At 72.1% G+C, this 25,524-nt stretch carries 26 protein-coding genes; 12 read left to right on the forward strand and 14 right to left on the reverse strand.

The features are described 5' to 3' along the window. Positions 1-132: 132 nt before the first annotated feature. Positions 133-1,119 carry an aldo/keto reductase gene (locus E9934_RS13250; RefSeq protein ID WP_136563367.1) on the reverse strand — a complete coding sequence of 329 codons (987 nt, stop codon included), beginning with the start codon at positions 1,117-1,119 and terminating at the stop codon, positions 133-135. Positions 1,120-1,198: 79 nt separating this feature from the next. Between E9934_RS13250 and E9934_RS13255 the strand changes: the two genes are divergently transcribed. After that, positions 1,199-2,776, forward strand: coding sequence for a bifunctional phosphatase PAP2/diacylglycerol kinase family protein (locus tag E9934_RS13255; protein ID WP_238694949.1), 1,578 nt, complete (start codon positions 1,199-1,201; stop codon positions 2,774-2,776). Positions 2,777-2,803: 27 nt separating this feature from the next. Here E9934_RS13255 and E9934_RS13260 read toward each other — a convergent pair whose 3' ends face one another. Further along, entirely contained in the window at positions 2,804-3,202 is a 399-nt protein-coding gene (locus tag E9934_RS13260) for a DUF4446 family protein (protein WP_136563368.1), read from the reverse strand. A gap of 61 nt (positions 3,203-3,263) precedes the next feature. On the opposite strand from E9934_RS13260, the gene E9934_RS13265 reads away from it, so the two are divergent. From E9934_RS13265 to E9934_RS13275, 3 genes are all read left to right on the forward strand, one after another. Next, the gene (locus tag E9934_RS13265; protein ID WP_136563369.1) at positions 3,264-4,100 is read left to right on the forward strand and encodes a prephenate dehydratase; all 837 of its coding nucleotides are present in this window, start codon (positions 3,264-3,266) and stop codon (positions 4,098-4,100) included. Between the two features lie 159 nt (positions 4,101-4,259). After that, the gene (locus tag E9934_RS13270) at positions 4,260-4,634 is read left to right on the forward strand and encodes a Crp/Fnr family transcriptional regulator (RefSeq protein WP_136563370.1); all 375 of its coding nucleotides are present in this window, start codon (positions 4,260-4,262) and stop codon (positions 4,632-4,634) included. A 277-nt stretch (positions 4,635-4,911) separates the two neighbouring features. Continuing rightward, the gene (locus E9934_RS13275) at positions 4,912-5,826 is read left to right on the forward strand and encodes an adenylate/guanylate cyclase domain-containing protein (RefSeq protein ID WP_477529283.1); all 915 of its coding nucleotides are present in this window, start codon (positions 4,912-4,914) and stop codon (positions 5,824-5,826) included. Between the two features lie 42 nt (positions 5,827-5,868). On the opposite strand, the gene E9934_RS13280 is transcribed toward E9934_RS13275, so the two are convergent. Together E9934_RS13280 and E9934_RS13285 are read right to left on the reverse strand one after the other, a co-directional pair. Continuing rightward, positions 5,869-6,831, reverse strand: coding sequence for a DUF5926 family protein (locus E9934_RS13280; RefSeq protein ID WP_136563372.1), 963 nt, complete (start codon positions 6,829-6,831; stop codon positions 5,869-5,871). Between the two features lie 10 nt (positions 6,832-6,841). After that, a complete protein-coding gene (locus E9934_RS13285; protein ID WP_136563373.1) occupies positions 6,842-7,657 on the reverse strand; it encodes a glycerophosphodiester phosphodiesterase in 816 nt (271 codons plus the stop codon). A 125-nt stretch (positions 7,658-7,782) separates the two neighbouring features. Between E9934_RS13285 and E9934_RS13290 the strand changes: the two genes are divergently transcribed. Both E9934_RS13290 and E9934_RS13295 read left to right on the forward strand, forming a co-directional pair. Beyond that, positions 7,783-8,007: a PspC domain-containing protein gene (locus tag E9934_RS13290; protein WP_136563374.1), complete on the forward strand. Its 225-nt coding sequence runs from the start codon at positions 7,783-7,785 to the stop codon at positions 8,005-8,007. A gap of 20 nt (positions 8,008-8,027) precedes the next feature. Beyond that, positions 8,028-8,798, forward strand: a complete 771-nt coding sequence (locus E9934_RS13295; protein WP_136563375.1) for a putative protein N(5)-glutamine methyltransferase — start codon at positions 8,028-8,030, stop codon at positions 8,796-8,798. Positions 8,799-8,808: 10 nt separating this feature from the next. Here the strand turns inward: E9934_RS13295 and E9934_RS19930 are convergent, their stop codons facing one another. Beyond that, positions 8,809-9,894, reverse strand: coding sequence for a serine/threonine-protein kinase (locus tag E9934_RS19930; RefSeq protein ID WP_193556910.1), 1,086 nt, complete (start codon positions 9,892-9,894; stop codon positions 8,809-8,811). Positions 9,895-9,912: 18 nt separating this feature from the next. On the opposite strand from E9934_RS19930, the gene E9934_RS13305 reads away from it, so the two are divergent. Next, complete coding sequence (locus tag E9934_RS13305; RefSeq protein WP_238694950.1) at positions 9,913-10,479, forward strand: RNA polymerase sigma factor; 567 nt, start codon at positions 9,913-9,915, stop codon at positions 10,477-10,479. 39 nt (positions 10,480-10,518) lie between these two features. Here the strand turns inward: E9934_RS13305 and E9934_RS13310 are convergent, their stop codons facing one another. Next, positions 10,519-11,622: a hypothetical protein gene (locus E9934_RS13310; protein WP_136563377.1), complete on the reverse strand. Its 1,104-nt coding sequence runs from the start codon at positions 11,620-11,622 to the stop codon at positions 10,519-10,521. Positions 11,623-11,725: 103 nt separating this feature from the next. After that, the gene (locus tag E9934_RS13315; protein WP_136563378.1) at positions 11,726-12,355 is read right to left on the reverse strand and encodes a TetR/AcrR family transcriptional regulator; all 630 of its coding nucleotides are present in this window, start codon (positions 12,353-12,355) and stop codon (positions 11,726-11,728) included. A gap of 53 nt (positions 12,356-12,408) precedes the next feature. On the opposite strand from E9934_RS13315, the gene E9934_RS13320 reads away from it, so the two are divergent. Genes E9934_RS13320 through E9934_RS13340 form a run of 5 tightly spaced genes read left to right on the forward strand, consistent with a single transcriptional unit; the run spans position 12,409 to position 17,194 of the window. Then, positions 12,409-13,401 (forward strand): alpha/beta hydrolase, encoded by a 993-nt coding sequence (locus E9934_RS13320; protein WP_136563379.1) that lies wholly within the window; start codon positions 12,409-12,411, stop codon positions 13,399-13,401. Between the two features lie 2 nt (positions 13,402-13,403). Then, positions 13,404-14,228 carry an SDR family NAD(P)-dependent oxidoreductase gene (locus E9934_RS13325; RefSeq protein WP_136563380.1) on the forward strand — a complete coding sequence of 275 codons (825 nt, stop codon included), beginning with the start codon at positions 13,404-13,406 and terminating at the stop codon, positions 14,226-14,228. 13 nt (positions 14,229-14,241) lie between these two features. Next, positions 14,242-15,192: a ferritin-like domain-containing protein gene (locus tag E9934_RS13330; protein ID WP_136563381.1), complete on the forward strand. Its 951-nt coding sequence runs from the start codon at positions 14,242-14,244 to the stop codon at positions 15,190-15,192. Positions 15,193-15,200: 8 nt separating this feature from the next. Then, a complete protein-coding gene (locus E9934_RS13335; RefSeq protein WP_202977293.1) occupies positions 15,201-15,692 on the forward strand; it encodes an NAD(P)/FAD-dependent oxidoreductase in 492 nt (163 codons plus the stop codon). Continuing rightward, complete coding sequence (locus tag E9934_RS13340) at positions 15,689-17,194, forward strand: flavin-containing monooxygenase (protein ID WP_136563382.1); 1,506 nt, start codon at positions 15,689-15,691, stop codon at positions 17,192-17,194. Before E9934_RS13335 ends, E9934_RS13340 begins: the two co-directional genes overlap by 4 nt. Positions 17,195-17,219: 25 nt before the next feature. Here the strand turns inward: E9934_RS13340 and E9934_RS13345 are convergent, their stop codons facing one another. The 7 genes from E9934_RS13345 to E9934_RS13375 all read right to left on the reverse strand — a co-directional run. Continuing rightward, positions 17,220-17,843, reverse strand: coding sequence for an SHOCT domain-containing protein (locus tag E9934_RS13345; RefSeq protein ID WP_136563383.1), 624 nt, complete (start codon positions 17,841-17,843; stop codon positions 17,220-17,222). Between the two features lie 29 nt (positions 17,844-17,872). Then, positions 17,873-18,625 carry a sirohydrochlorin chelatase gene (locus E9934_RS13350; RefSeq protein WP_158294998.1) on the reverse strand — a complete coding sequence of 251 codons (753 nt, stop codon included), beginning with the start codon at positions 18,623-18,625 and terminating at the stop codon, positions 17,873-17,875. Further along, positions 18,622-19,746: a uroporphyrinogen-III synthase gene (locus E9934_RS13355; RefSeq protein WP_136563385.1), complete on the reverse strand. Its 1,125-nt coding sequence runs from the start codon at positions 19,744-19,746 to the stop codon at positions 18,622-18,624. The genes E9934_RS13350 and E9934_RS13355 overlap by 4 nt, the downstream gene beginning before the upstream one ends. Then, positions 19,743-20,168 carry a nitrite reductase small subunit NirD gene (nirD, locus tag E9934_RS13360; RefSeq protein WP_136563386.1) on the reverse strand — a complete coding sequence of 142 codons (426 nt, stop codon included), beginning with the start codon at positions 20,166-20,168 and terminating at the stop codon, positions 19,743-19,745. Before nirD ends, E9934_RS13355 begins: the two co-directional genes overlap by 4 nt. Beyond that, positions 20,165-22,756: a nitrite reductase large subunit NirB gene (nirB, locus tag E9934_RS13365; RefSeq protein ID WP_136563387.1), complete on the reverse strand. Its 2,592-nt coding sequence runs from the start codon at positions 22,754-22,756 to the stop codon at positions 20,165-20,167. Before nirB ends, nirD begins: the two co-directional genes overlap by 4 nt. Positions 22,757-22,759: 3 nt before the next feature. Continuing rightward, positions 22,760-24,343: an FAD-dependent oxidoreductase gene (locus tag E9934_RS13370; protein ID WP_136563388.1), complete on the reverse strand. Its 1,584-nt coding sequence runs from the start codon at positions 24,341-24,343 to the stop codon at positions 22,760-22,762. A gap of 246 nt (positions 24,344-24,589) precedes the next feature. After that, positions 24,590-25,524 (reverse strand): molybdopterin oxidoreductase family protein (locus E9934_RS13375; protein WP_158294999.1); only part of this gene is annotated, 935 nt, incomplete at its 5' end.

The following is a 25,524-nucleotide window of genomic DNA, read 5'->3' on the forward strand; positions in this document are numbered from 1 at the left end:
GCGAGCGCCAGCGAGCCGCGTATCGAGACGGACCGTAGCCAACGCGCCGGACCTGGCCAGACCCGGCATCACCTCACCACGTCTCGATACGCCGCCTCGTTCCTCGGCGGCTACTCGACGACCGAAGGCGAGTCAGAACAGGGCGACCCGGTCCGGGGCGGGGAAGAGGGCGTCGAGCTCGGCCAGGTCGTCGGCCGTCGGGGCCCAGCCACCGGCCGCGGCGTTGGCGACGACCTGCTCGGCCGTGGTCGCCCCGGCGATGACCGACGTCACCGGATCCTGCGCGAGCAGCCAGCCGACGGCGACCTCGACCTCCGTGAGCCCGCGGTCGCGGGCATAGGCGGAGAAGTCCTGGAGCGCAGGGGACACGGCGGTCTCGAGGAGGTGCTGGCGGCTGCGGGTCAGGCGCGAGCCCTCCGGGGCCACGCCCGAGGCGTACTTGCCGGTGAGCAGGCCGTTGGCGAGCGGGAAGTACGGCAGGACACCCAACCCGAGCTGACGGGCTGCCGGGAGCACCTCGAGCTCGGCGCGACGGTCGATGAGGTTGTAGTGGTTCTGCGACGACACGAATCGCTCGGCGCCGAGCTCGCGGGCGACGTACTCCGCCTGCGCGATCTGCCAGCCGGCGAAGTTGGAGTGCCCGAGATAGCGGACCTTGCCCGCCGTGACGAGGTCGTCGAGCGCGGCGATGGTCTCCTCGATCGGCGTCCCCGGGTCGGGGGTGTGGAACTGGTAGAGGTCGATCCAGTCGGTGCCGAGCCGGCGCAGCGACGCCTCCACGGCGGTGCGCAGATAGCGGCGCGAGCCCCGAGCGCCGAAGTCCGGTCCGTTGACTCCCTGCATGTCCATGCCGAACTTCGTGGCCACCACGACCTGGTCACGACGACCACCGCCGAGTGCCTTGCCGAGCCGCTCCTCGGAGAGGCCGGGGCTGGCGCCGTACATGTCGGCGACGTCGAAGAGCGTGATGCCGGCGTCCATGGCCGCGCCGACCACGCGATCCGTGCCGTCCTGCGACTCCGTGACCGTCCCCGGACGGCCCAGGTTGTTGCAGCCGAGCCCGACGCGGGAGACGACGAGACCGGAGCGACCGAGGGCGGCGTACGACGGGGAGGACATGTCCCGACCGTAGCGACCGCGGGCACATGGCGCCGCGCTGACTGCGACAGCGCGTCCCCGCCCGCCTAAAGTACGGCGAGTGATCGATCGCCCACGCCGGACCCCGATGCTGTGGGCCGTCGCCCTCCTGGCCCTCTTCGCCGTCCTCGCGATCGCGGTCTACGCCGAGTGGGGCTGGCTGGTCGACGTCGACCACCGCGGCGAGCCCGTGCGGACGTGGGCGCTGGACGACCGGGGGCTGCGTGAGCCCCTGCGGTGGCTCGAAGTCGCCTTCGACGTCATCGCGATGACGACCTACACGGTCGTGCTCGCCGCCGCGATGCTGATCAAGGGCCACCGACGCGCGGCGATCCTGATCGTCTCGGTCATGGTGCTCAGCACCGTCGCGATGCGCGGCGTCAAGGCGCTCGTCGGCCGTGAGCGACCCGACTGGCAGGACCTGGACTACTTCCTGCACAGCCCGTCCTTCCCCTCGGGCCATGCCACGTCGGCTGCGGCGTTCGGCGGCCTGGTGATCGTGCTGGTCACGATGCTGGTGCGTCGCTCGGGCATCCGCCGGATCGTGGACGGCGTCGTCGTCCTGCTCGTGGTCCTCGTCGCCGCCGACCGCGTGCTGCTGGGCCGGCACTACCCGTCCGACGTGGTCGGCGGCGTGCTGCTCGGCAGCGCGATCGTGCTCCTCGGCGTCGCCCTCTACAGCCCTCTCCCCCGCAGCCACGCCCTCAAGGCCGAGCCGCTGCCGCAGGCCTATCCGTCCAGCCGCGACCTCGCCGTGATCCTCAACCCGATCAAGGTCGAGTCCGTCGAGCAGTTCCAGACCATGGTGTCGTCCATGGCCCGCGAGGCCGGCTGGAACGAGCCGCGCTGGCACCTCACCACCGTCGAGGACTCCGGCACCGGCCAGGCCGAGCAGGCCGCCGTCGAGGGCGCCGACCTCGTCATCGTCTGCGGCGGCGACGGGACCGTCCGCGAGGTCTGCGCCGAGCTCGCCGGCACCGGCATTCCCGTCGGCATCGTCCCGGCCGGCACCGGCAACCTGCTGGCCCGCAACCTCGAGATCCCGCTCTTCATCCGCGCCGCGATCGACATCGCGCTCACCGGCCAGGACCGGGCGATCGACATGGTCGCCGTCGAGGGCGACGGCCTGGAGCCCACCCACTTCATGGTGATGGCCGGCATGGGCTTCGACGCCGCGATCATGGAGGGCGTCAACGAGGACCTGAAGAAGAAGGTCGGCTGGATCGCCTACGTGCTCTCGGCCCTCAAGGGCCTGATGTTCCCGGCGATGAAGCTCGAGATCTCCATCGACGACATGCCGTTCACCAAGCACCGCGCCCGCACCTGCGTCGTCGGCAACGTCGGCAGCCTGCAGGGCGGCATGGTGCTCCTGCCCGACGCGGCCATCGACGACGGCCAGCTCGACGTCGTGCTGCTCTATCCCCGCCGCTTCCTGTCCTGGATCCCGCTGTTCGTCCGGGTGCTGACCCGGCGCGAGCACAACGCGGGCGAGTCGGTCGCCCGGATGACCGGCCGCAAGGTCGTCATCCGCGCGCACGGCGACGTGCCGCGCCAGCTCGACGGCGACACGATCGGCCCCGGCTCGGACCTCAGCATGGAGTGCATCCACGGCCGGGTGCTGGTGCGCGTTGCGCGCTGACCCCCCGTTGGTTGAGGTGCGACGAGATCAGCTGCGCGCCATCCGGGCGTGGGCGACGGCCTCGGCCTCCTCGGGCGACAGCTCCTGCTCGCTCTGCCAGCCTGCGACCGACTTCGCATAGGTGCGGGCCTCGTTGCGCCCGCGGATCGAGGTGAGCACGACGCCGTCGCCGGCGTCGTCGAGCAGCGCGAGGGACCACGACAGCCGCCCGCCCATCTCGTCGAAGGCGTCGTAGCGGACCACGGCCAGGTGCCGCAGCGCCCCCACCGCCTCGGCGCGGAGGGCGGCAACCTCGCGGCGCAGGCCGGCCGCATCGGCCGGCAGGTCGTCACCGCTCGAGCGACGCGCGCCGGTCGCCGTACGCACCGACAGGGCGAGGGCCGCGAGGCTGACGACGAGGGCGAGGATCGCGAGGGTGGCAGCCATGTCCGTCACCGTACGACGACCGCCGGCCGGGCGGCCCCGCGGCACGCCCTACCCTTGGCCCATGGCCCGCATCGCGTACCAGGGGGAACCCGGCGCCAACTCGCACATCGTGTGCAAGCAGCACTATCCCGACGCGGAGGCGGTGCCGTGCGCTTCGTTCGAGGACGTGTTCGCGGCCGTGGCGAGCGGTGACTGCGACCTCGCGCTCATCCCGATCGACAACTCGATCGCCGGACGGGTGGCCGACATCCACCACTTCCTGCCCGAGTCGGGGCTGCACATCATCGCCGAGCACTTCCTGCGCATCCAGTTCCACCTGATGGTCAACCCGGGCGCCGGCGTGGAGACGATCCGGACCGTGCACAGCCACGTCCACGCGCTCGGCCAGTGTCGCAAGATCATCCGCGAGCTCGGCCTCGCCCCGATCATCTCCGGCGACACCGCAGGGGCCGCGCGCGAGGTCGCGGAGGCCGCCGATCCGACGCAGGCGGCGATCGCACCACCGCTGGCGGCCGAGATCTACGGCCTCGACATCCTGCGCGAGGACGTCGAGGACGAGGACCACAACACCACCCGCTTCGTGGTGCTCTCGCCGGACCTGATCGAGGCTCCGGCCGGCAACGGCCCCGTCGTCACCAGCTTCGTCTTCAACGTGCGCAACCTGCCGGCCGCGCTCTACAAGGCCCTCGGCGGCTTCGCGACCAACGGGATCAACATGACGAAGCTGGAGAGCTACATGGTCGGCGGGGAGTTCACCGCCACCCAGTTCCTGGCCGAGGTCGACGGACACCCGGAGGACCCGGGTCTCGCGCGGGCGCTCGAGGAGCTGGCCTTCTTCACCACCGACATCAAGGTCCTCGGCGTCTATCCGGCCGACCCGTTCCGCGCGCTCTCCTGAGTCGCCGGCACCGGCGGGATAACGCGGGTATCCCTGACACGTTGTGACAGTAGTCTCATCAAGCCTCCCCCGGAGGGGCGATCGACACTAAGGTCGGAGCTAGCAGCGCGCCACATGGGGCGTCGTACGCCGACGTACGGCACAGCGAAAGGGTCAGCAATGGCAACGTTCTTCGAGCACTTCACGCCTGAGGAGATCGCGCGGATCAGCGCGACCGGACGGCGCGTGAAGCTCCCCGAGGGCTGGTCCCCGATCTGGGAGGACACCCCCGCCGACAAGGCCTACGTCATCCTGTCCGGCACCGTGTCGGTCCGCCGCGACGGCGCCGAGATCGCCCAGCTGGGCCCCGGCGACATCGTCGGCGAGGCCGCCATCGTCGGCCACAAGCTGCGCAGCGCGACCATCGTCGCCCTCACCCAGCTCGACACCATCCACCTCACCGACGAGACGCTGCGCGAGCTCGATGCCGAGTGGCCGACCTTCCACGACGCCCTCGTCGAGGTCGCCCAGTCGCGCATGCCCGCCGACGGCTGACCACTCACCACCGATGACGCCGGACGACGTCCCCGCCGCCCCCGGCGGGGACGCTCCCGGCGGCTCGTCCGGTGCCCTCGTCGACGCTTTCGAGGCGCACCTGCTCGGCACCACGCCGCACCTCACCCAGGCGCAGGTGGCCGAGGCCTCCGGCGTACCCGTCGAGGTGGCGCGCCAGCTGTGGCACCTGCTCGGCTTCGCCCACGTGCCCGACGACGAGGCCGCCTTCACCGACGCCGACGTGCGGGCCCTGCGCCTGACGCGCGACCTCGTCGGGATGGGGGTGCTCAGCGAGGAGCGGCAGGCCGGGCTCGTCCGCACGTGGGGGCGCAGCTTCGCCCGGCTCGCGGAGTGGCAGGCCACGCTGCTGGCCGACGTCGCCCTCGAGAGTGGCGTCGACCTCGCTGACGGCCTCCTCCCCATTGCTGGCGAGCTGACCCCGCGGGTCGAGGAGCTGCAGAGCTATGTGTGGCGTCGTCACCTCCTCAGCGCCGGCTCCCGGCTGCTCGCCGGATCCAGCGCCGGCGCGACATCGACGGTTGCGGTGTGCTTCGTCGACATCGTCGGCTACACCTCCCGCTCCCGTGAGCTGAGCGACCGCGAGCTCGTCTCGTGGCTGGAGGACTTCGAGAGCGCCGTGCTCGCCCTCACCGTCGACCGGGGCGCGCGGATCATCAAGAACATCGGCGACGAGCTCCTGATCGTCGCCGACTCGGCCGCGGCGATGGCCGACATCGCCCTCGAGCTGACGCGCCGTGGCGCCGACCCCGACGACGACTTCCCCGCGGTCCGCGCCGGCATCGCCCTCGGCGACGTCGTGACCCGGCTGGGCGACGTCTTCGGCCCCACCGTCAACATCGCCGCGCGGCTCACCTCCATCGCCCGCCCCAACACCGTGCTGGTCGACCTCGGCCTCCACGACGCGCTCGAGGGCTCCGGCGAGGGCTCCGGCGAGGGCTCCGGCGAGGNACGGCGCGGGCGATCCCGACGGCTCCGAGGGCCAGGGGTCGTCGTACCGCTTCCGACGCCTGCGCCGGGTCTCGGTCAAGGGCTACTCACGCCTCAAGGTCTGGGCACTCCAGCTCCCCTGACCCCACGAAGTTGGCCGGTTTCTCGCACGAAGTACGAGGGATTCTCACTCGAGGTGCGGGGGTTTCTCACCCCTCCCGAGAAACCGGCGTACCTCGGGTGAGAAACCAGCGCACTTCGTGCGAGAAAGGGGCGAACTTCGTGGTCAGCGGATGGTCACCTGGCGGTTGGCGAGGCCGTTGCGGGCAGAGCGCTGCTCGGTGGTGAGGTCGGAGCTGTCCGCGAGGGCGGCGTCGAGCTTGGCCTTGAACGCCTCGGCCGGCTCCTCGAGCGCCTCGGGACCGGTGCCGACCTCGAGGTCCCAGACCGGGGCGAGGAGACCGTGGGCGCGGAACATGCCGACGAAGCGGGCGCCCGGCACGATCACGTCGTCGCCCGACACGTGCAGCCGGGCGAGGGCGTCGAGGAGCTGGTCCTCGGGCTCGGGCATGACCCAGCGCAGGTGCTCCTTGGCACCCATGCGTGTCCAGTACGCCGCTGTCACGCTGGTCAGCCGCGCGGTCGGCGCGGCCGCGCCGTCGGCCTGCTCGAGGGCCTGTGCCAGCTCGGAGGTCTCCTCCATGTCGGCGACCCAGAAGTCGAAGCCCTCGTGCACCTGGACCGCCAGGTCACCGGCGGCGCCCGGGTCACCCGGGCCGGCGACGAGGTCCTGCAGGCGGGGCCCGGGTCCGGGCGGAGCGGTCAGGCCGACCATGCCGGCGCCGGGCTCGGCCTCGAGGGCCGCCAGCAGCACCGCGGCCAGGTCACGCGACGGGTCGCCGAACGCGTGCTGGACCTGCAGCCCCAGCCACACCTCCCCGCTGTCGCGCACCATGGCGGGGGCCGCCATCGGCAGCAGCGTGCAGAGCTTGACCGTGCGATCGGCGTACTCCCCCGTCAGTGGGAGTACGGCGGTCGCGGCCGGCACGAGCTCACGCAACGCGATCAGGTCGCACTCGGACGGGAGGCCCTCGAAGGGACGCTTGACGAAGACGTCGCCACCGCCGGGGGCGCCGTGGCAGGCCTTGTAGCGCTTGCCGGAGCCGCAGGGGCAGGGCTGGCGCGGGCCGACCTCGCCGGGGGCGGTCTCGGTCGCGGCCGACGTCTTGGTGCGGTTCTTCTTCGCCATGCCGCGAAGACTATTCCGAGGCGCCGAACCGGGTGTCGAGCAGGTCGAGCATGAGCCGTGGCCGGTCGCTGATCACGGCCTTCACACCGAGGTCGAGGCAGAGGTCGAGGTCCTTCTCCTTGTTGACCGTCCACACGTGGATGTCGCGGCCGCTGCGGGCCAGGCTCTCCCGCGTCCGCGGATGCTCGCGCAGCATCTTGATGCCGGGCCCGAGGATCCAGTCCCGTCCGATGACCCGGCGCAGCATCGGCCACGAGTTGGGCTTGTCGACGAGCTGCACCAGCTGGACCTCGGGCGCGAGCCGCTCGATGCGCTGCAGTGCGGTGAAGGAGAAGCTCATGACGCGCACGGGCGAGCCGGCGCGGTCCCAGCCGAAGTCGCGCAGCATCTCGACGAGTCGCTTCTCGACCAGCCCACCGAAGCGGGTGGGGTGCTTGGTCTCGATCGCCATCTCCACGCGGCGGTCGTAGTCGGCGACGGTCTCCAGCAGCTTGCGCAGGGTGAGCACCCCGCGCAAGGACTCGTCGTCGTCGGGCGCCTCGTCGTCGAGGTCGGCCCACGGGTTCTTCCACGCCGCGAAGTCGAGCTCTGACAGGTCGGCGAGATTCATCGTCGAGACCAGACCGCGGTTGGCGGCCGTGCGGCGCAGGGTGCGGTCGTGCACGCAGACGAGGTGGCCGTCGGCGGTGAGCCGGACGTCGCACTCGAGGCCGCCGGCGCCGGCGTCGAGCGCCTTGAGGTAGGCGCCGAGCGTGTGCTCGGCGAGCTCGTGGCTGGCGCCGCGATGGGCGACCACCTGGGGACGGAAGGACGGCGCGGCCGGCACGGGATGATTGTGGCAGGCAGAGGTCGCGCTGCGCAGGCGGCTGGCCGCCTGCCGGGGTCGGGATCAGGGTCGGTTCAGGGCTCATCCCGATGGGGTGGAGGCGCGGGGAGGCGCAGTGTGGTGGCATGAGCTACAGCAACTACGACCCGTCCACCAGCAGCACCCGCGGCCGCAGGCTCACCCGTCGCCGTGACGACCGGATGATCGCCGGCGTCTGCGGTGGCATCGCCGACCACCTCGGGATCGACGTCACCATCGTGCGTCTCCTCCTCGTCGCTGCCGTCGTCTTCGGCCTCGGCAGCGGGGTCCTGCTCTACCTCGCCGGCTGGGCGCTGATGCCGGAGGCCTGAGCCTGCGGGACCCTTGACGCATGCCCGACCCGCTCCTCGTCGCCCGCCTGCGCGCGGCCGGCTGCGTGTTCGCCGAGGACGAGGCGGAACTGCTGGAAGACGCCGCGAGCGACCCGGTGCAGCGCGAGGTCCTCGTCCGGCGTCGGGAGGCCGGCGAGCCGTTGGAGTACGTCGTGGGCTGGGCCGCCTTCGACGGCCTCCGGGTCGCGGTGGCGCCGGGCGTGTTCATCCCGCGGCAGCGCACGGCGTACCTCGTGGAGCTCGCTGCCGCCCACCTCGCCGGGACCTCGGGCCCGCTGGCGCTCGACCTCTGCTGCGGCTCGGGCGCCCTGGGCCTGGCGCTCGCGCGCCGCAGTCCGGGCCTGCGGCTGCATGCCGTCGACATCGACCCCGTCGCGGTGGCGTGCGCGCAGGTGAACCTGGCCGGGGTCGGCGGCCAGGCCGTCGTGGGCGACCTGACCTCCCCGCTGCCACGCGGACTGACCGGGTCGGTGGACGTCGTACTGGCCAACGTGCCCTACGTCCCGACCCGCGCGGTCGACCTGATGCCCGCCGACTCCCGCGAGCACGAGCCACGCTTCACCGTGGACGGCGGAGCGGACGGGCTCGACCTCCTGCGCCGTGTCGCCATCGAGGCACGTGACTGGCTGCGGCCGGACGGCCTGCTGCTGGCCGAGGTCGCCGACGACCAGCTCGACGCCGCGACGGCTGCCTTCGCCGCTGCGGGCCTGGCCCCGACCACCCACCACGACCCGGAGCGGGAGACGACCGCGCTCGCCGGCCGTCGCTGATCGGGACCGATCACCGCAACGCGAGCGTCAGGCCGTAGGCGGCGCCGAAGGTCACGAGCAGCATGAGCACGGAGAGCATCACCAGACGCAACGCACCGGGACCGCTCGGGTCGGACGGGGCGGACGGGTCGGACGGGTCGGACGGGTCGGATGGGTCGGACGGGTCGGACGGGCTGGAGTCCTCCGGGGCGATGGCCAGTGAGCGCAGCAGTACCGTCGCGGCCATGGGGTCGAGCGCGTCCTGCTGCTCGAGTCGGTCCACCGCCAGAGCTTCGCGCAACGCGACGACGAAGGAGGCGACGTCGGGCCAACGGTCCTCCGGGGCGATGGCCAGTGAGCGCAGCAGTGGGGTGTCGAAGGCCGGCGACACCGGCGCGACCGACGACGGGGCGGGCGGCAGGGACGGACTCGCCAGCGAGCCCAGGCCGCCGTCGCGGACCAGCCGGCCGGTCAGCAGCTGATAGGCGACCGCGCCGAGTGCGTGCACGTCGGCGCGGAGGTCGAGGCCGATGCCGTGGGCCTGCTCGGGCGCCATGTAGGCCGGAGTGCCGACCACCTGCGTCAGCCCACTGGCGTGCAACATCGCCTTCGCGACGCCGAGGTCGGCGACCATGACCCGCACGTCACCATCCCCGCCGCCGGCCCCGCCGCCGGGCCCGCCGTGGGCCGAGCGCAGCAGCAGGTTGGCGGGCTTGAGGTCACGGTGGATGATGCCGTGCCGGTGTAGCACGTCGACCCCGCGACCGGCCTGCGCCATCAGGTCGACCACCCGGGCGGCGGGGAGCGGACGCCCCTCGTCGACCAGGTCGGCGACGGAGCCGCGGTCGGCGTACGACATGACGAAGTACGGCGTGCCGGCAGCCTCGCCGATGTCATAGACCCGCACCACGTGGTCGCTGTCGGCACGGCGCAGGATCCGGGCCTCCTCGAGGAAGCGCTCGGTCACGTCCTCACGGCTGGCCCAGTTGTCGGCGAGGGCCTTGACCGAGACGGGCGAGTCCAGCTCGTCGTCGTGATAGAGCCAGAAGGTCGCGAACGCGCCGGCGCCGATCCGGTCGACGCGGCGGAGTCGTCCGAGTCGCTCCGGCAAGGCCACGCTGCGTATTGTGCCGGAGTGTCCTCCCCCGGCCCGGACCTGACGCCCGACGAGCTCGATTCGCTGGCCCTGCGCGCCGCGGCCGGCGACCGCGAAGCGCTCGAGGACCTGCTCGCCGCCGTGCAGCCGCGGGTCCGCCGGATCTGTGGGCGGATGCTGCTCTTCCCCGAGGACGCGGAGGAGGCGACCCAGGACGCGCTGCTGCTCGTGGCCACCCGGATCGGCACGTTCGCCGGCCGCAGCCGGTTCACCACGTGGCTGCACGCCGTCGCGTCCAACAGCGCGCGGTCGACGTACCGCACCCTCAAGCGACGGGCCGCCGAGCGCGCCGTCGACGAGCTGCCCGTGGCCGCCGACCCCCGGACCACCAGCGTCATCGCCGGCAGCCGGCTGGACCTGCTCGAGGCCCTGGAGGTGCTCGGCAGCACCCACCCGGAGCTCGTGGAGCCGCTGGTGCTCCGCGACGTGCAGGAGCTGGACTACAACGAGATCGCCCGGCTCCTCGACACCCCGCTCGGCACCGTCAAGGCGCGCATCCACCATGCCCGCAAGGCCGTCCGGCCGATGCTGCAGGTCCACGACTGAGCCCACGGTCGCGTGCCGCACGCCCCCGCCGCCCCGCCGTCACGCGGAGCCGAGCACCACGTTGCCGTCGAGGCGGGTGACGATCGTGCAGGCCTCGGTGGCGACATCGCAGCGCTGCAGCGTCGGGCTCGCCTCGTCGTTGAGGTAGGACAGCGTGTCGACCGTGCCGTCGTCGACCCACTCCGCGCCGACCAGCAGGCCGCCGGGGTCGAACTCGTGGGCCACCTCGCCGCTCACGGGGTCGACCACGCGCAGCCACGAGGAGCCGGGGCCGTCGTTGGAGGTCCCCATGATCAGCAGGCCGGTGCCGTCGGGCGACCACGGGTCGCGGGATGCGGGCCCGATCCCGCACTCGTCCCACCAGGCATCGGCGGCCGCGGTCTCCCCGCCGGTGAGGCAGTCGCCGACGGGGTTGTCGGGGGCGTAGTCGGGGTTGAGGTAGGACGCGACGACCTGCGAGCCGTCGGGCGAGGTCAGCGGCACCTCCAGCCCCCGCCGCCCGAGCTCCTCGTGCGTCCAGTGGTCGGTCTCGGTGTCCACCAGCTGCGGCCCGTCCTCGATGTCCCAGCCGGTGATGACGCCGCGGGTGCTGATCGCGATCCCGGGCAGGGGCAGCGAGCGGTCCATGAAGGCGAGCTCCTCGCCGACGCCGTCGATGACGTCGAGCACCTGGGTGGCGCGGTCCTCGAACACCGCGACCCGCCAGGCCAGGCCGTCGGAGAAGACGACCCGGTCCCGCTCGACGCTGAGGTCCCAGGTGCCGCGCCACTGGCTGATCCGCCAGGGTGCGTCGTCGATCGAGACGTAGGTGCCGATGTAGGTCTCGCCGTCGTCGGACACGTTGACCACCAGCCAGCCGTCACGGACCCGCTGCAGCGCAGCGACCTGGCCGGACGCGACGTCGGTCGGTACGGCGACCGAGCGGTCGCCGTCGTGGATCGCGCCGTCGGCGTAGTAGAAGACCGGGGCGTCCTTGCCCGCCGGGTCGCCGGAGCCGCTGGGGTCGCCGGTGCTGCTCGCTGCGCCGCTGGGGCGCTCGCCCGCGGACGGCGAGTCGTCCACAGAGCTGACGGCGAGGGCGATGCCGCCGCTGGTCCCGAGGACGGCGGCGACGGCGAGTGAGGCGATGGTGGCGCGATGCATGACAGGTCCCTTCCGACGAGGTGTGGTGCCCGGTGTGATGCTCGCCGATCCGGAAAGGTTGCGACGGATCCTCTCCTGCCGGTCGTGCCCGGTCAGCCCCGGGTCAGGCTTTCAGGAAGCGTGGCGCCAGCGCGGCAGCGACGCCGGAGAGCTGGCGCACCAGCGTGTCGGCGTCGGCCTCCACGATCCCGGAGCGCCACGCCAGCACCGCCTCGATGAAGCCGCCGATGCCGATCATGATGTTGAGGCGCAGCTCGGCCTCGTCGATGTCGGGCAGGAGGTAGGGACGGCCGAGGTGCATGAAGATGTCGACCATCTGCTGGATCGCCTCGCGTCGTCGCTGCTCGAGCACGGCGCTGCCGGCATGGTCGCCGAAGACGATCTGGGCGCGCTGCGGCTCGTCGCCGATGTGGTGGACGATCGCGACGAGCGCGGCGTCGAGCTGGTCGAGCGGTCCGTCGTCGGCGTACGACGCGATGGCGTCGAGCAGCATCGCCAGGGTCTCGTCGCGGGTCTGGTCCCACACCGCACCCAGCAGCGCCTCGCGGTCGGTGAAGCTCTCGTAGAAGTAGCGGTCGGTCAGGCCGGCGCGGGCGCAGACGCCGCGCATGGTGACCGCGGCCCAGCCGCTCTCCTGCCAGATCTCGCGGGCGGCGGCGAGCAGCGCCTCACGACGCTCGCTGCGCCGCTGGTCGGCGGACTTGCCGCCGTAGGCCCGGCGTGGCGCCCGCATTTTTTCCACCCCTACATCTTGACGCGAGCCGCCGGAGATCGCAATCTGAAGGCATGCGCCCTCAGAAGTCGCGACGACGCGGCTCGCTCCGCAGTCGCGTCACCGCCACGACCACTGCACTCGCCTTCCGCCCCCTGACGCACGCGATCCCGCTGACACCCACCGGGGTCGGCGCCACCCGGAGGATCGCCGCGACGACGATGGCACTGTTCGGGCCGCCGCTGCGGGGCAGCCGGATCGTGCGTCTCGACCCGCCGCTCACCTCGGCGCCGACGGCCCGCGGCGAGTGGGTCCGCGCCCGGGGCGCCGACCGGGACGACGCCGTCGTGCTCTACGTCCACGGCAGCGCCTACGCGATCTGCTCCTCCCGCACGCATCGCGGCATCACCACCCGGCTGTCGGCGCTGACCGGCCTGCCCGTCTTCTCCTGCGACTACCGCCTGGCCCCACGCCACCGCTTCCCCAGCGCCGCCGACGACGTCCGCGCGGCCTACGACTGGCTGCTCCGCGAGGGCCACGACCCCGACCGCATCGTGCTCGCCGGCGACTCGGCCGGCGGCCACCTCGCCGTCGACCTCACGTTGGAGCTGCTCCGCGAGGGACGGGTGCCGCCCGCCGCGGTCGTCGCCCTCTCGCCGGTCGTCGACCTCACCATGTCGCTCGCCGCCGCACGGGAGCGGATCCAGCCCGACCCGATGATCTCGGCGGCGCGCGCCGCCCGGCTGCTCGACCTCTACGCCGCCGGCCACCATGACCACCTGCGGCTGCGCTTCAGCTTCGACGAGGCCGACCGCTTCCCGCCGACCCTGGTGCACGCCGGCAGCCGCGAGATGCTCGCCGCCGACGCGGTGGAACTGGTGCGCCAGCTCGAGACCGCCGGCGCCCACGACTGCGAGCTGCGCGTGTGGCCCGACCAGATGCACGTCTTCCAGGCCTTCCCCCGCCTCGTGCCCGAGGCCGCCGTCGCGCTCGAGGAGATCGCCGACTTCGTGACCGACCGCCTGACCGCGGCTGCACCCGCAGCGGCGCTACCGAAGGGAGCCTGACCATGGCACGCCGTACGACGAACGCATCCGCCGTCGTGACCGGAGCCGCCAGCGGCATCGGCCGCGCACTGGCCCGCGAGCTGGGGAAGCGCGGCGGCCGCGTGGTGTGCGCCGACATCGACGAGGTCGGGCTCAAGGAGACCGTGGTGGCCGTCGAGGCGGCCGGCGGTGAGGCACTCGCCACCACCTGCGACGTCGCCGAGCTGGCCGACGTCCAGCAGCTGCACGACACCGCAGTCGACTGGATCGGCCACGCGCCCCGCCTCGTCATCAACAACGCGGGCATCGGCGCGGGCGGCCACCCGGTCGGGGAGGCGCCGCTGTCCGAGTGGCAGCGCACGCTCGGCATCAACCTGTGGGGCGTCATCCACGGCTGCCACGTCTTCACACCGACCCTGCGGGAGGCCGGCGCCGGCGGCATCATCAACGTCGCCTCGGCTGCTGGCTTCACGGCCGCGCCCCGGATGGCCGCCTACAACGTCAGCAAGGCCGGCGTCGTGAGCCTCTCCGAGACGCTGGCCGCCGAGCTCGACGGCACGGGCATCAAGGTGACCGTGCTGTGCCCGACGTTCGTGCGAACCAACATCTTCGAGGGCGAGCTGATCGAGGCCGGCGCCGCGGGCATGGCACGCCGCATCGCCGGCATCGCGGGCTTCTCCCCCGAGCGGGTGGCACGGATGACCCTCGACGCCCACGACCGCGGGCGGCTCTACGTCGTCCCCCAGCCCGATGCCCAGCTGCTGTGGCGCACCAAGCGCCTGGCTCCGGGCGCCTACACCAAGGGCGCCGGCCTCCTCGGCCGATTCCTCCCCGACCCCTCCGCATGAGCAGGAGCACGACATGAGCACCAGCACCAGCAAGGGCGCGTTCGACTTCGACCAGATGCTGCAGACCATCAAGGACAAGCAGTGGTCGCTCGCCGACATCGACTGGGGCGCGCCCGGCGCCGAGCTCGTCACCGACGAGGTGCGCGCCAAGATGAAGCCGTTCATGGCCGACCTGGTCTGGATCGAGCACGTCGGAGCGCGCGGCTTCGCGTCGCTGGCGAAGAAGGCGCCGACGCCCACGATCAAGCGGATCTATGAGTACTTCCACGCCGAGGAGCAGAAGCACGCCAACGCCGAGCTCGCGCTGATGAAGCGCTGGGGGATGCTCGACGAGGACGGCAACCCGCCCGAGCCCAACATCAACGTCAAGCTCGCGATCAAGGTGCTCGACGACTACGGCGACACGCTGCCGCTCACCGGCCTGGCCACGCTGATCCCGCTGCTGGAGTGCGCCCTCGACGGCGCACTCGTGAAGTTCCTCCTCGACGAGGTCCACGACCCGGTCTGCCACGAGGTCTTCCGCCACATCAACTCCGACGAGGCCCGGCACATCACCGTCGACTTCCAGGTGCTCGAGCTGATCGGCGCCGGCCCGCTGCACAAGCTGCTCATCGAGTCGCTCGCGCTGCTGCAACCGCAGGTGATCATCGGCCTGATCGTCGTGTTCACGCCGCTCATCAACAAGATGCGCGACAACATCGTGGCGATGGGGCTTCCGGAGCAGAAGCTCTACAACGCGGTGAAGCGCTTCGCCACGATCGGCTCGCGCGGCGCGCACACGGCTCGCATCCCGGCCTACCACGTGCTCAAGGCGCAGGCCGCGATGGTGGTCGACCGCACCTCGCCCTATCACCGCCTGCTCGCCGACCCGATGGTGAAGCTGACGTCGTTCGTTCCCGCACGCGTGCTGGGCAAGCCGCAGGCGTGGGTCGACGAGTTGACCCACGAGCCGATCGCCTCATGAGGACCCGAGTGAGCGCGATGACCACCCAGGGCACGTACGACGGCCAGCTGCTCCGCGGCGACGAGTGGCGCGGCCGCGACTTCACTGGCCAGTCCGTCGCCGTGATCGCCCACGGCCACGAGGCTGCGGCGATCGTCCCCGAGGTGGCACGCACCGCCCGGGCGGTCAAGGTGTTCCAGGAGGAGCCCGACTGGCTCCTGCCGGCGACCCTCCCCCTGCCGGCCCTGCTGCGGCGGCCCGTCGCGCGCCTGCACCTGCGGCTCGCCGTACGGGACCCGTGGACGCGACGACGGCTCACCCCCGACCACCGGTTCAACACCCGCCGGCCACGGACCGACGGTCACTACTACGCCGTCCTGCAGCAGCCGCACTGCACGCTGATCTCCTGGCCCGTCTATGCGCTCGTGCCCGGAGGGGTGCGCAGCGCGGAGGGCATCGAGCACCATGTCGACTGCATCATCCTCGGCACCACCGCCGCCCACCGAGAGGACCTCCAGTGAGCAGCCCGTCCGACACCGGCCTCCAGCCCGACCATGAGGTCGTCATCGTCGGAGGCGGCTTCTCCGGCATCGGCGCCGCGATCATGCTCGACCGCGCCGGCTTCTCCGACTACCTGATGCTCGAGGCCGGCGACGGCGTCGGCGGCGCCTGGCACTGGAACACCTATCCCGGGGTGGCCGTCGACATCCCGTCGTTCAGCTATCAGTTCTCGTTCGAGCAGCGCGCCGGGTGGTCCCGCGTCTATGCCCCCGGCCGGGAGCTCAAGGCCTACGCCGAGCACTGTCTCGACACCTACGACATCCGCCGCCGCACCCGCCTGCGCACCACCGTCACCGGCGCGACCTTCGACGACGACGCCCACCTGTGGCGCCTGGACACGGCCACCGGCGACACGATCACCGCCCGCTACGTGGTGAGCGCGACCGGCGTACTGACGCAGCCGAAGGCGCCCGACATCGACGGCCTGTCCGACTTCGCCGGCACGGTCATGCATACGGCGCGGTGGGACCACTCGGTCGACCTGACAGGCCGCAAGGTCGCGATCGTCGGCACCGGCGCCTCGGCCGTGCAGGCGATCCCCTCGATCGCCGACCACGTCGACCACCTCACCGTCTTCCAGCGCACCCCGATCTGGTGCCTGCCCAAGCCGGACGCGCCGCTCCCGTCGGTCGCCCGCACCGCCCTCGGCGTCGTCCCGGGCGCGCGGCGAGTCACCCGCCTCGTCAGCCAGTCGTACGTCGAGCTGACCTTCCCCGTCGCCGCGCACTTCGCCGGCCTGCTCCCCGTCGCCGCCGTCGGCGAGCGCCTCGGCAAGGCCCACCTGCGGCGTGCCGTCAAGGACCCGGCCGTGCGGGACAAGCTGACCCCGCGCTACGCCCTCGGCTGCAAGCGGCCGAGCTTCTCCAACAACTACCTGCAGGCCTTCAACCGCGACAACGTCACCCTCGAGACGTCCGGGATCGAGTCGATCACCCCGACCGGCCTGCGCACTGTCGACGGCACCGAGCACGACGCCGAGGTGCTGATCCTCGCCACCGGCTTCAAGGTCTTCGAGAAGGGCAACATGCCGCCGTTCGCCGTGCGTGGCGCGGGCGGGGCCGACCTCGAGAAGTGGTGGGAGGAGAACCGCTTCCAGGCCTACCAGGGCATCTCCGTGCCCCGATTCCCCAACTTCTTCACGATCCTCGGGCCCTACGGCTACAACGGCTCCTCCTACTTCAACCTCATCGAGACCCAGAGCGCCCACATCGTCCGCGCGCTGCGCCACGCCCGGAAGGTCCGCGCCACCCGGGTCGAGGTGACGGCGGAGGCCAACGCGTCGTACTTCGAGAAGATGCTGGGCCGGCGCAAGCACCAGGTGTTCTTCCAGGACTCCTGCGGGCTGGCCAACAGCTACTACTTCGACGACAACGGCGACGTCCCCTTCCGCGCCGCCACCACCGTCGAGACCATGTGGGACGCGCGCCGCTATCCGCTCGAGGCCTACGCGTTCAGCGGCTGAGCGGTCCCGGCCCCGATCCCGCGGGTCAGATCTCGTCGAGGATGCGGGCCCGGGTGGCGTCGTACTCGTCGCGGCTGATGAGGTCCTTGCCGAGCAGGTCGTCGAGCTCGGCGAGGCGCTCCGCGGGGGACTCCTCGACCGCAGCGGCCGGCGAGGCGCCCCGCAGCCGCGCCGAGTCCCAGTCGAACTCCCACTCGTGGGTCCCCGGGTCGACGAGCACCGGGACCTCGCCGGCGAGGAAGGGCAGCCGGTAGGTCGGGATGACCATCTTGTCCTCGACCTCGAAGGGCGTCATGTCGTCGCCGTGGATGCGCAGCCGCAGGCTCATCAGGGGCTGGTCGTTGATCGTCACGTTGGTGGGGTCGAGGCTGATGATCTCGGCGTGACCGCGGCGACCCGAGGTGCGCAGCCGGTGGGCGGTACGGCGCTGGCGGGTCCGGATCCGCGCGACGAAGACCGCGATGACGACGTCGATGACGGTGATGGCCACGCCCCAGGGCAACAGCCAGCCGGTCCCGGGGCCGTCCACGGTCAGTCCGGCGATCAGGAAGATCGGGCCGACGATGCCGCACAGCAGCATGAAGAGCAGGGTGGGGATGAAGGTGCGCAGGAACGACGGCGGCTCCGGGAGCGGCTCGACAGCGGTCACCCGCCCAGCGTAGGGGCCTCGGCGTCGATTCAGGCGGGGACGGAGACGGACGCGCTGGGGCCCGCCGCGAGGGCCCGGGCCCGCCCGCAGACGAGGTCGACGACCCGTCGGTGGGGGCCGATGACGTCCGCGACGACACCCGCACCGGAGGCGAGGGCCTCGGCCCGGGCCTTGCGGTGGAAGTGCCCCGTGGCCAGGAGGTACGGCGAGACGGCGTCCCCGGCGCGCACGACGCTGTGCGGCCGGGGGCCGAGACCGGTGAGGGTGGCCAGCCGGACCGGCGTACCCCAGGCGTGGGCGAGCAGGCGCGTGGCGCGCTCGAGGTCGTCCAGGGCGAGCGGGTCCGACGAGCCCGCGGCCACCAGCACGACGGGCTGTCCGGGGCGGGCGCCGGCGTCGCGCAGGCGCTCGGCCTGGGCCTGGGCCAGCAGCGGGTCGGGGCCGAGGCCGGTGCCCAGGCGGACCAGGTCGCGGCGGGTGGCGGCGGCGACGGCGGTGGGCAGGTCCTGGCGGAGGTGGAAGCCGGTCGAGAGGAGCAGCGGCACCACGACGGTGGGCGTCTCGGTCGCGGCGACGACGTCGGCGAAGAGCGGCTCGCAGAGCTCGACGTAGGACGTCGTGGTCGGCATGCCGAGTCGACGGCCCGCGTCCGCGGTGATCCGGGCAGCGACGAGGTTGCCGGCCGTCGTACGCGTGCCGTGGGCGACGGTGACGAGACGTGCCACCTCGCGGGGCCAGATGTCCCACTTCGCGTGGCGAGATGTCCCACTTCGCGGGGTCACGGGGCCACCGCCAGGCGATAGCCGCGCTTGACGACGGTCTGGATGCAGCGGGTGCCGAGCGCGGCGCGGAGGCGGGCGACGGCCATCTCGACGGCGTGCTCGGAGCCGGCGGTGCCGGAGGGCAGCGCGCCGAGGAGGTCACGGCGGGACACCACGTTGCCGGGGTTGACGAGCAGGGCCTGGAGGACGGCGTAGGGCGCCGGGGAGAGCTTCACCTCGACGCCGTCGACGAGGACGTCGTCACCGTGCAGGAGCAGGGTGTGGCCGGCCACCTCGAGGGTGGTGCCGGTGGCGCGTGACGGCAGCTCGACCTCCAGTTGCTTGACCATCGCGACCAGGCGCGAGCGCTCGGGCCAGATCGTGGGGACGCCCCACATCTCGAAGGCGGCGGCGGTGACCGGGCCGACGCAGGAGGCGATGACGTCGGCCTGGAAGGCCGTGACGACCTCGTCGCGGCAGCCCGAGGAGGCCGCGACGTCCATCATCGCCGCGACGGCGGGGGCGGCGGTGAAGGTGACAGCATGGACGCGACGCTCGGCGATCTGCTCGACGAGGCCGAACATCGGCTCCGGGTCGGCGGCGCCCTCGACCCGATAGACGGCGACGGTGGTGACCTCGGCGCCCAGCCGGCGCAGTGCGTGCGCGGCCATCGACAGCGACTGGCCGTGCTCCTGCACGACGATCCGCTGACCGGCGAGGTCGCGACCGCGCAGGTGGGCGAGCACGTCCTCGAACTCCTCGGACTCCGGCGCCCACAGCTCACGCAGCCCGAAGCGACGCAACGCGCCGACGCTCTTGGGACCACGGGCAAGGATCTCCGCCTGCCCGAGGTGGGCGAGGAGCCGCTCCTGCAGACCCCACCGCTCGGCCGCGGTCAGCCACGACTTCAGGCCGATCCCGGTGGTCGCGACGAAGATGTCGACCGGTTGCGCCAGCACGGCCTCGGTGGCGGCGCGCAGCCCCTCCTCGTCGATCCGGTTGGGATCGACCGACAGCGCCGGGGCGTGCACGACCTCGGCGCCCCGACGCTCGAGCAGGCCGATCTGCTCGTCGGCCTTGCGCGCCGCAGTGACGCCGATGCGGAATCCGGCGAGGGGCGCGTCAGTGGCGGGCGGGGTCACGACCCGATTGTCTCGCGCCGGGCGCCCACGACCACAACGCCGTCGACCACGCTGACGTCGTAGGTCGCGACGGCGACCGCCGGGTCGTCGAGGCACACGCCCGTGCGGAGGTCGAAGCGTTGCTTCAGCAGGGGGCTCGCGACGAACGGGACCGCGTCCTCGCCCAACGTCCCGACGATGCCGCGCGACAGCACGGAGGCCCGGCCGAAGGGGTCGAAGTTGGAGAGCGCGAAGACCTCGTCGTCGTAGGTCCGGAACACGGCGACCGCCTCGCCCTCGACGAGCGCGGTCACCCCGGACTCGCGGCGGATCTGCTCCAGGCGGCAGATGACGGTGCCAGGGGTCTCGCGACGCTCGCTGGCGCTCGCTCCTCGACCACCAGGACCAGCGCTCGCTCCTCGACCAACGACAGAGTGGGTCATCGGGGGGCTCCGACCGGGATGGTGGTGCCGAGCGAGACCGGCGCGTCGTTGTTGGCGGCCTGGATCTGGCCGCGCTCCTCGCGGAAGGTGATGTTGGGGTCGGGGGTGCCGGGGGCGTTGACGAACGACACGAAGCGCGCCATCTTCTCCGGGTCCTCGATGGTGGCCTTCCACTCGTCGAAGTAGGAGTCCACGTGGGTGTCCATGGCGGCCTCCAGCTCCGAGCCGAGCCCGAGGCTGTCGTCGACGACGACCTCGCGGATGCGGTCGAGCCCGCCGATCTGGTCCATCCAGTACGACGTGCGCTGGAGCCGGTCGGCGGTGCGGATGTAGTACATGAGGAACCGGTCGAGGTAGCGGATCAGCGTCTCGTCGTCGAGGTCGCCGGCGAGGAGCTGGGCGTGCGACGGGATGGCGCCGCCGTTGCCGCAGACGTAGAGGTTCCAGCCCTTGTCGGTCGCGATGATCCCGAAGTCCTTGCTGCGGGCCTCGGCGCACTCGCGGGCGCATCCCGAGACGCCGCCCTTGAGCTTGTGGGGTGACCGGAGCCCGCGGTAGCGCAGCTCCAGCTGGATCGCCATGCCGACGGAGTCCTGCACGCCGTAGCGGCACCAGGTCGACCCGACGCACGACTTCACCGTGCGCAGCGACTTGCCGTAGGCGTGACCCGACTCCATGCCGGCGTCGACGAGCCGCTTCCAGATCGCCGGCAGGTCCTCCATCCGGGCGCCGAAGAGGTCGATGCGCTGGCCGCCGGTGATCTTCGTGTAGAGGCCGTAGTCCCGGGCCACCTCGCCGATCACGATCAGCTTGTCCGGGGTGATCTCGCCGCCGGGGATGCGGGGGACGACGGAGTAGGTGCCGTTCTTCTGCAGGTTGGCGAGGTAGGCGTCGTTGGTGTCCTGCAGCGTCGCGTTGGCGCCGTCGAGCACGTGGTGGTTGAGCAGGCTCGCGAGGATCGACGCGACCGTCGGCTTGCAGATGTCGCAGCCGCGTCCCCTGCCGTGGCCGGCGACGATGTCGTCGAAGCGGTTGTAGCCGTGGACCGCGATCGTGTCGAAGAGCTCCTGGCGGGTCATCGCGAAGTGCTCGCACAGGGACGTGTCGACGACCTTGCCGACCGAGGCGAAGTGGTCCTCGACGATCTTCTTCACCACGACCTTGCACGACCCGCAGGTCGCGCCGGCCTGGGTGCACTTGGTGACACACGCGGGGCTGTCACAGCCCTCGCCGTCCCTGGTGGTCGAGCCTTCCGAGACCGCGGCGACGATCTCCGCCTTGGTGACGTTGTTGCAGGAGCAGATCTGGGCGTCGTCGGGCAGCCCGAGCTCGATGCCGGCACCGCGGCCGGCCGGAAGAATCAGCTCCTCGGGGTTCTCGGGCAGCTCGATGCCGGACCCGACCAGGGGCCGCAGCACGCCGTAGGCCGACGCGTCGCCGACGAGGATGCCGCCGAGGAGCTCGTAGCCGCCGGTCGCGTTCTCCGCGACGACCAGCTTCTTGTAGATCCCCGCCACCGCGTCGGCGAAGACCAGCTCGAGGCAGTCCTCGGCCGCACCGAACGCGTCGCCGAAGGACGCGACGTCGACACCGAGCAGCTTCAGCTTCGTCGACATGTCCGCGCCGGTGAAGGCACCGGCGGTGCCACCGAGCAGGGTGTCGACGACGACCTCGGCCATCGTGTAGCCGGGCGCCACCAGGCCGTACATCCGGCCGCCCGGGGCCGCACACTCGCCGATCGCCCACACGTGCTCGTCGGAGGTGCGGCACTGCTCGTCGACCAGGACCCCGCCGCGCTCGGCGATGTCGAGGCCGGCGGCGCGGCCCAGCGCGTCACGCGGCCGGATGCCCGCCGAGAAGATGACCATGTCGAGGTCGATCGGGTCCTCGTCCTTGAACTTGATGGCGCTCACGTTGCCGTCCGCGTCCCCGTCGATCAGCTCCGTCATCACGCCCGTGTGGACGCTCAGACCCAGCTCCTCGATGTGGCGCTTCAGCGTCGCGCCGCCCGCGTCGTCGATCTGCACGGCCATCAGTCGCGGCGCCATCTCCACCACGTGGGTCTGCACGCCGAGCTGGTGCATCGCGTTGGCCGCCTCGAGTCCGAGCAGGCCGCCACCGATGACCGCACCTGCCCGCGCACCCTTCGACGCCTCGCGGATCGCCTCGAGGTCCTCGATCGTGCGGTAGACGAAGACGTTGCCGAGGTCGTGACCCGGCACCGGCGGCACGAACGGCGCCGCGCCGGTCGCCAGCACCAGCTCGTCGAACCGGTGGGTCGTGCCGTCGGCCAGCGAGACGGTCCGCTCCTCGCGGTCGAGCCCGGTCACCTCGGACTCGAGACGCAGCGTGACCCGCGGGTCGTCGTACTCCCCGGTGGGGAGGTAGGACAGCGCCTCGGCGCCCACGTCGAAGAAGGAGGTCAGCGCGACCCGGTCGTACGCCGGACGCGGCTCCTCGCCCAGCACGAGGATGTCGTAGGTCTCGGTCAGACCGCGCTCGATCGCGGCCTGCACGAAGCGGTGGCCGACCATGCCGTGACCGATGACGACGAGTTGCTTGCGGAGGTGAGGGGCCCCAGATGACATGGTTCAGGCACCTTTCGTGGCGAGGGCGGGGTCGCTGCTGCGGCTCTGCAGGAGCTGACGGACGGTGCTGGCGCAACCACCGCAGCCGGTGGTCGCGCGGGTCGTGTCGCGGGCCTGCTCCAAGGACGAGCACGCGCGGATCCGGCCGGCGCTGACGCCCGCGCACGCGCAGACCTCGGCGTCGTCCGGCAGGACGAGGGCGGCGCTGCCCGAGTCCTCGGAACGTTCGGGCATCAGCAGGCTGCCGGGCTCGTGGGCGCCGAGGACCGTCTGCCGGTCGAAGTGCTGGGTGATCAGGCCGACCCGGGACAGGTCGCCGACGAGGGTCGCGGCGACGATCCGTCCATGGCGAACCACCAGCCGGCGGTGGGAGCCGCGGATCGGGTTCGACACCTCGACCACCTCCCCGCCCGCGGCGACCTCCGCCTCGGCGTCACCGAGGACGGCGACGTCGAGGTCGGTGGCGCGCAGGCGGGCGACGATCCGGCTGCCGTCGTAGGTCACCTGCTCGTCGAGCAGGATCCCGGCGAGGACCCCGGCCTGCTCCCACGCGGGCGGGACGAAGCCGGTGGTGCGGCCGTCGTGCTCCACGCAGTCGCCGAGGGCATGGACGGACGGATCGGTGACGCTGGCGAGCCGGTCGTCGACGACGATGCCGCGGCGGACCTCCAGCCCCGCGCCGCGCGCGAGCGCCGTCGAGGGTCGGCCGCCGGCCGTCAGCACGAGCAGGTCGGTGTCGAGGGTGAAGCCGTTGTCGAGCTGGACGGCCACCGCGCCCGGGTGGGTCGGCAGCGGGTCCATCACGCGGACCGCCCCCGTGAGCGACGGCTCCCGGTGGTCGAGCCTGTCGAGACCCGCGTGCAGCCGGATGGCCCGGGCGCCGGTGTAGACGCTGACGCCGAGCCGCTTGAGGTCACGGGCCAGCACGCGTCCCGCGCCGGAGGAGATCTGCTGGTGGAGCAGGTGATCGCCACCCTCGACGATCTCGGTGTCGAGACCGCGGGTGCCGAGGGCACGGGCCACCTGGAGGCCGAGGAGACCGCCACCCACGACGACCGCCCGCTGGTGCCGCGGCGCACCGCTCTCGTCGGTCTCGGCCAGCGCGGCCAGCAACCGGTCGCAGTCGGCCTGCGAGCGGAACGCGTGGACGGCCGGGTGCAGCGAGCCGTCCATCCGCACCAGGCCGCGGATCGGCGGCAGTGTCGGGATGCTGCCGGTCGCCAGGACCAACCGGTCGTAGTCGATGAGCGTGCCGTCGACCAGCATCACGTCCTTGCGCTCCCGGTCGACCCCCAGCACGCGGGCACCCAGGCGCAAGTCGATGCCGTGCTCGTCGTACCACTCGGGCGAGCGGAGCGTCAGCGACTCGGGGCGGTGCGTGCCCTCGAGGAGGGCGGACAGCAGGATCCGGTTGTACGGCGCCACCGGCTCGTCGCCGAGCACGGTGATCGCCCATCCCGGGCCGGTTGAGCCTGTCGAAACCCCGCCGCGGGCGACGAGCTCCTCCACGAGCCGGGTCGCGGCCATCCCGGAGCCCACGACGACGAGCCGCTCACGCGGCTGGTCGATGCGCTGGCTCCCGGTCATGACTCCATCGTGGAGCGGGGACGTTTCGCGCTCCGGGCCGTTTGTTACACCCGGGTGTCAACACCTGCTCACGACCTAACAACGCCGCCCGGGGCCTCGCTCGTCGAGTAGCAGGCGAGCGCCAGCGAGCCGCGTATCGAGACGACCGCAGCCTGGACGCCCGACCGGGCCAGTCCCGGCGCCGGGCACAGACGTCTCGATACGCCCGCTCGTCCCTCGCGGGCTACTCGACGACCGAAGGGCGGGTCAGACCAGGACCTCAGCCGCACAGACCTTGAACTCCGGCATCCGGCTGGACGGGTCGAGGGCGTCGTTGGTGAGCCGGTTGGCGCCGACCCAGTGGAACGGCACGAAGACGGTGTCGGGGCGGATGGTGCTGACGATGCGGGCGGGTGCCTTCATCTCGCCGCGGCGGGTGCGGACGAGGACCGGCTCGCCGTCGTGGGCGCCGATCCGGTCGGCGAGCATCGGGTGCATCTCGACGAACGTGCCCTCGTCGGTCAGGGAGCGGATGCGGCGGGTCTGGGCCCCGGACTGGTACTGCGCGAGGACGCGGCCGGTCGTCAGGTGCACCGGATAGTCATCGTCGGGCTGCTCGGCGGCGCCGGCGAACTCCTGCACCAGGAAGCGGGCGCGGCCGTCGGGGGTGGCGAACGCGTCGGCGAACATCCGGGGGGTGCCGGGGTGCGGCTCCTCGCCGGCGGCGGTGGCCGGGCAGGGCCAGAAGACGCCCCGCTCCTCGGCGATCCGGGCATAGGTGATGCCGGAGTAGTCGGCCTTGCCGCCCGCGGTCGCGCGGCCGAGCTCGGCGAAGATCTCCTCCGGCTCGACGGAGAACTCGACCGGGCTGTCGAGCCGGGAGGCCAGGCCGGCGATGACGTCGAGGTCGCTGCGCACACCCGCCGGCGGGCTGATCGCGCGGCGGCGCAGGATGACCCGGCCCTCGAGGTTGGTCATCGTGCCGGACTCCTCGGCCCACTGCGTGATGGGGAGTACGACGTCCGCGAGCGCCGCGGTCTCCGACATGACCATGTCGCAGACGACCAGCAGGTCGAGCGACTCGAGGCGTTCGGTGATGTGCGTGGCCCGAGGGGCACTCACGACGATGTTGGAGCCGAAGACGAGCAGCGCGCTCGGTCCACCGCCGTCGCCGAGGGAGTCGAGCAGCTCGTAGGCCGACT

The organism is Nocardioides caeni, from assembly GCF_004912195.1.
Taxonomy (GTDB): Bacteria; Actinomycetota; Actinomycetes; order Propionibacteriales; family Nocardioidaceae; genus Nocardioides; species Nocardioides caeni.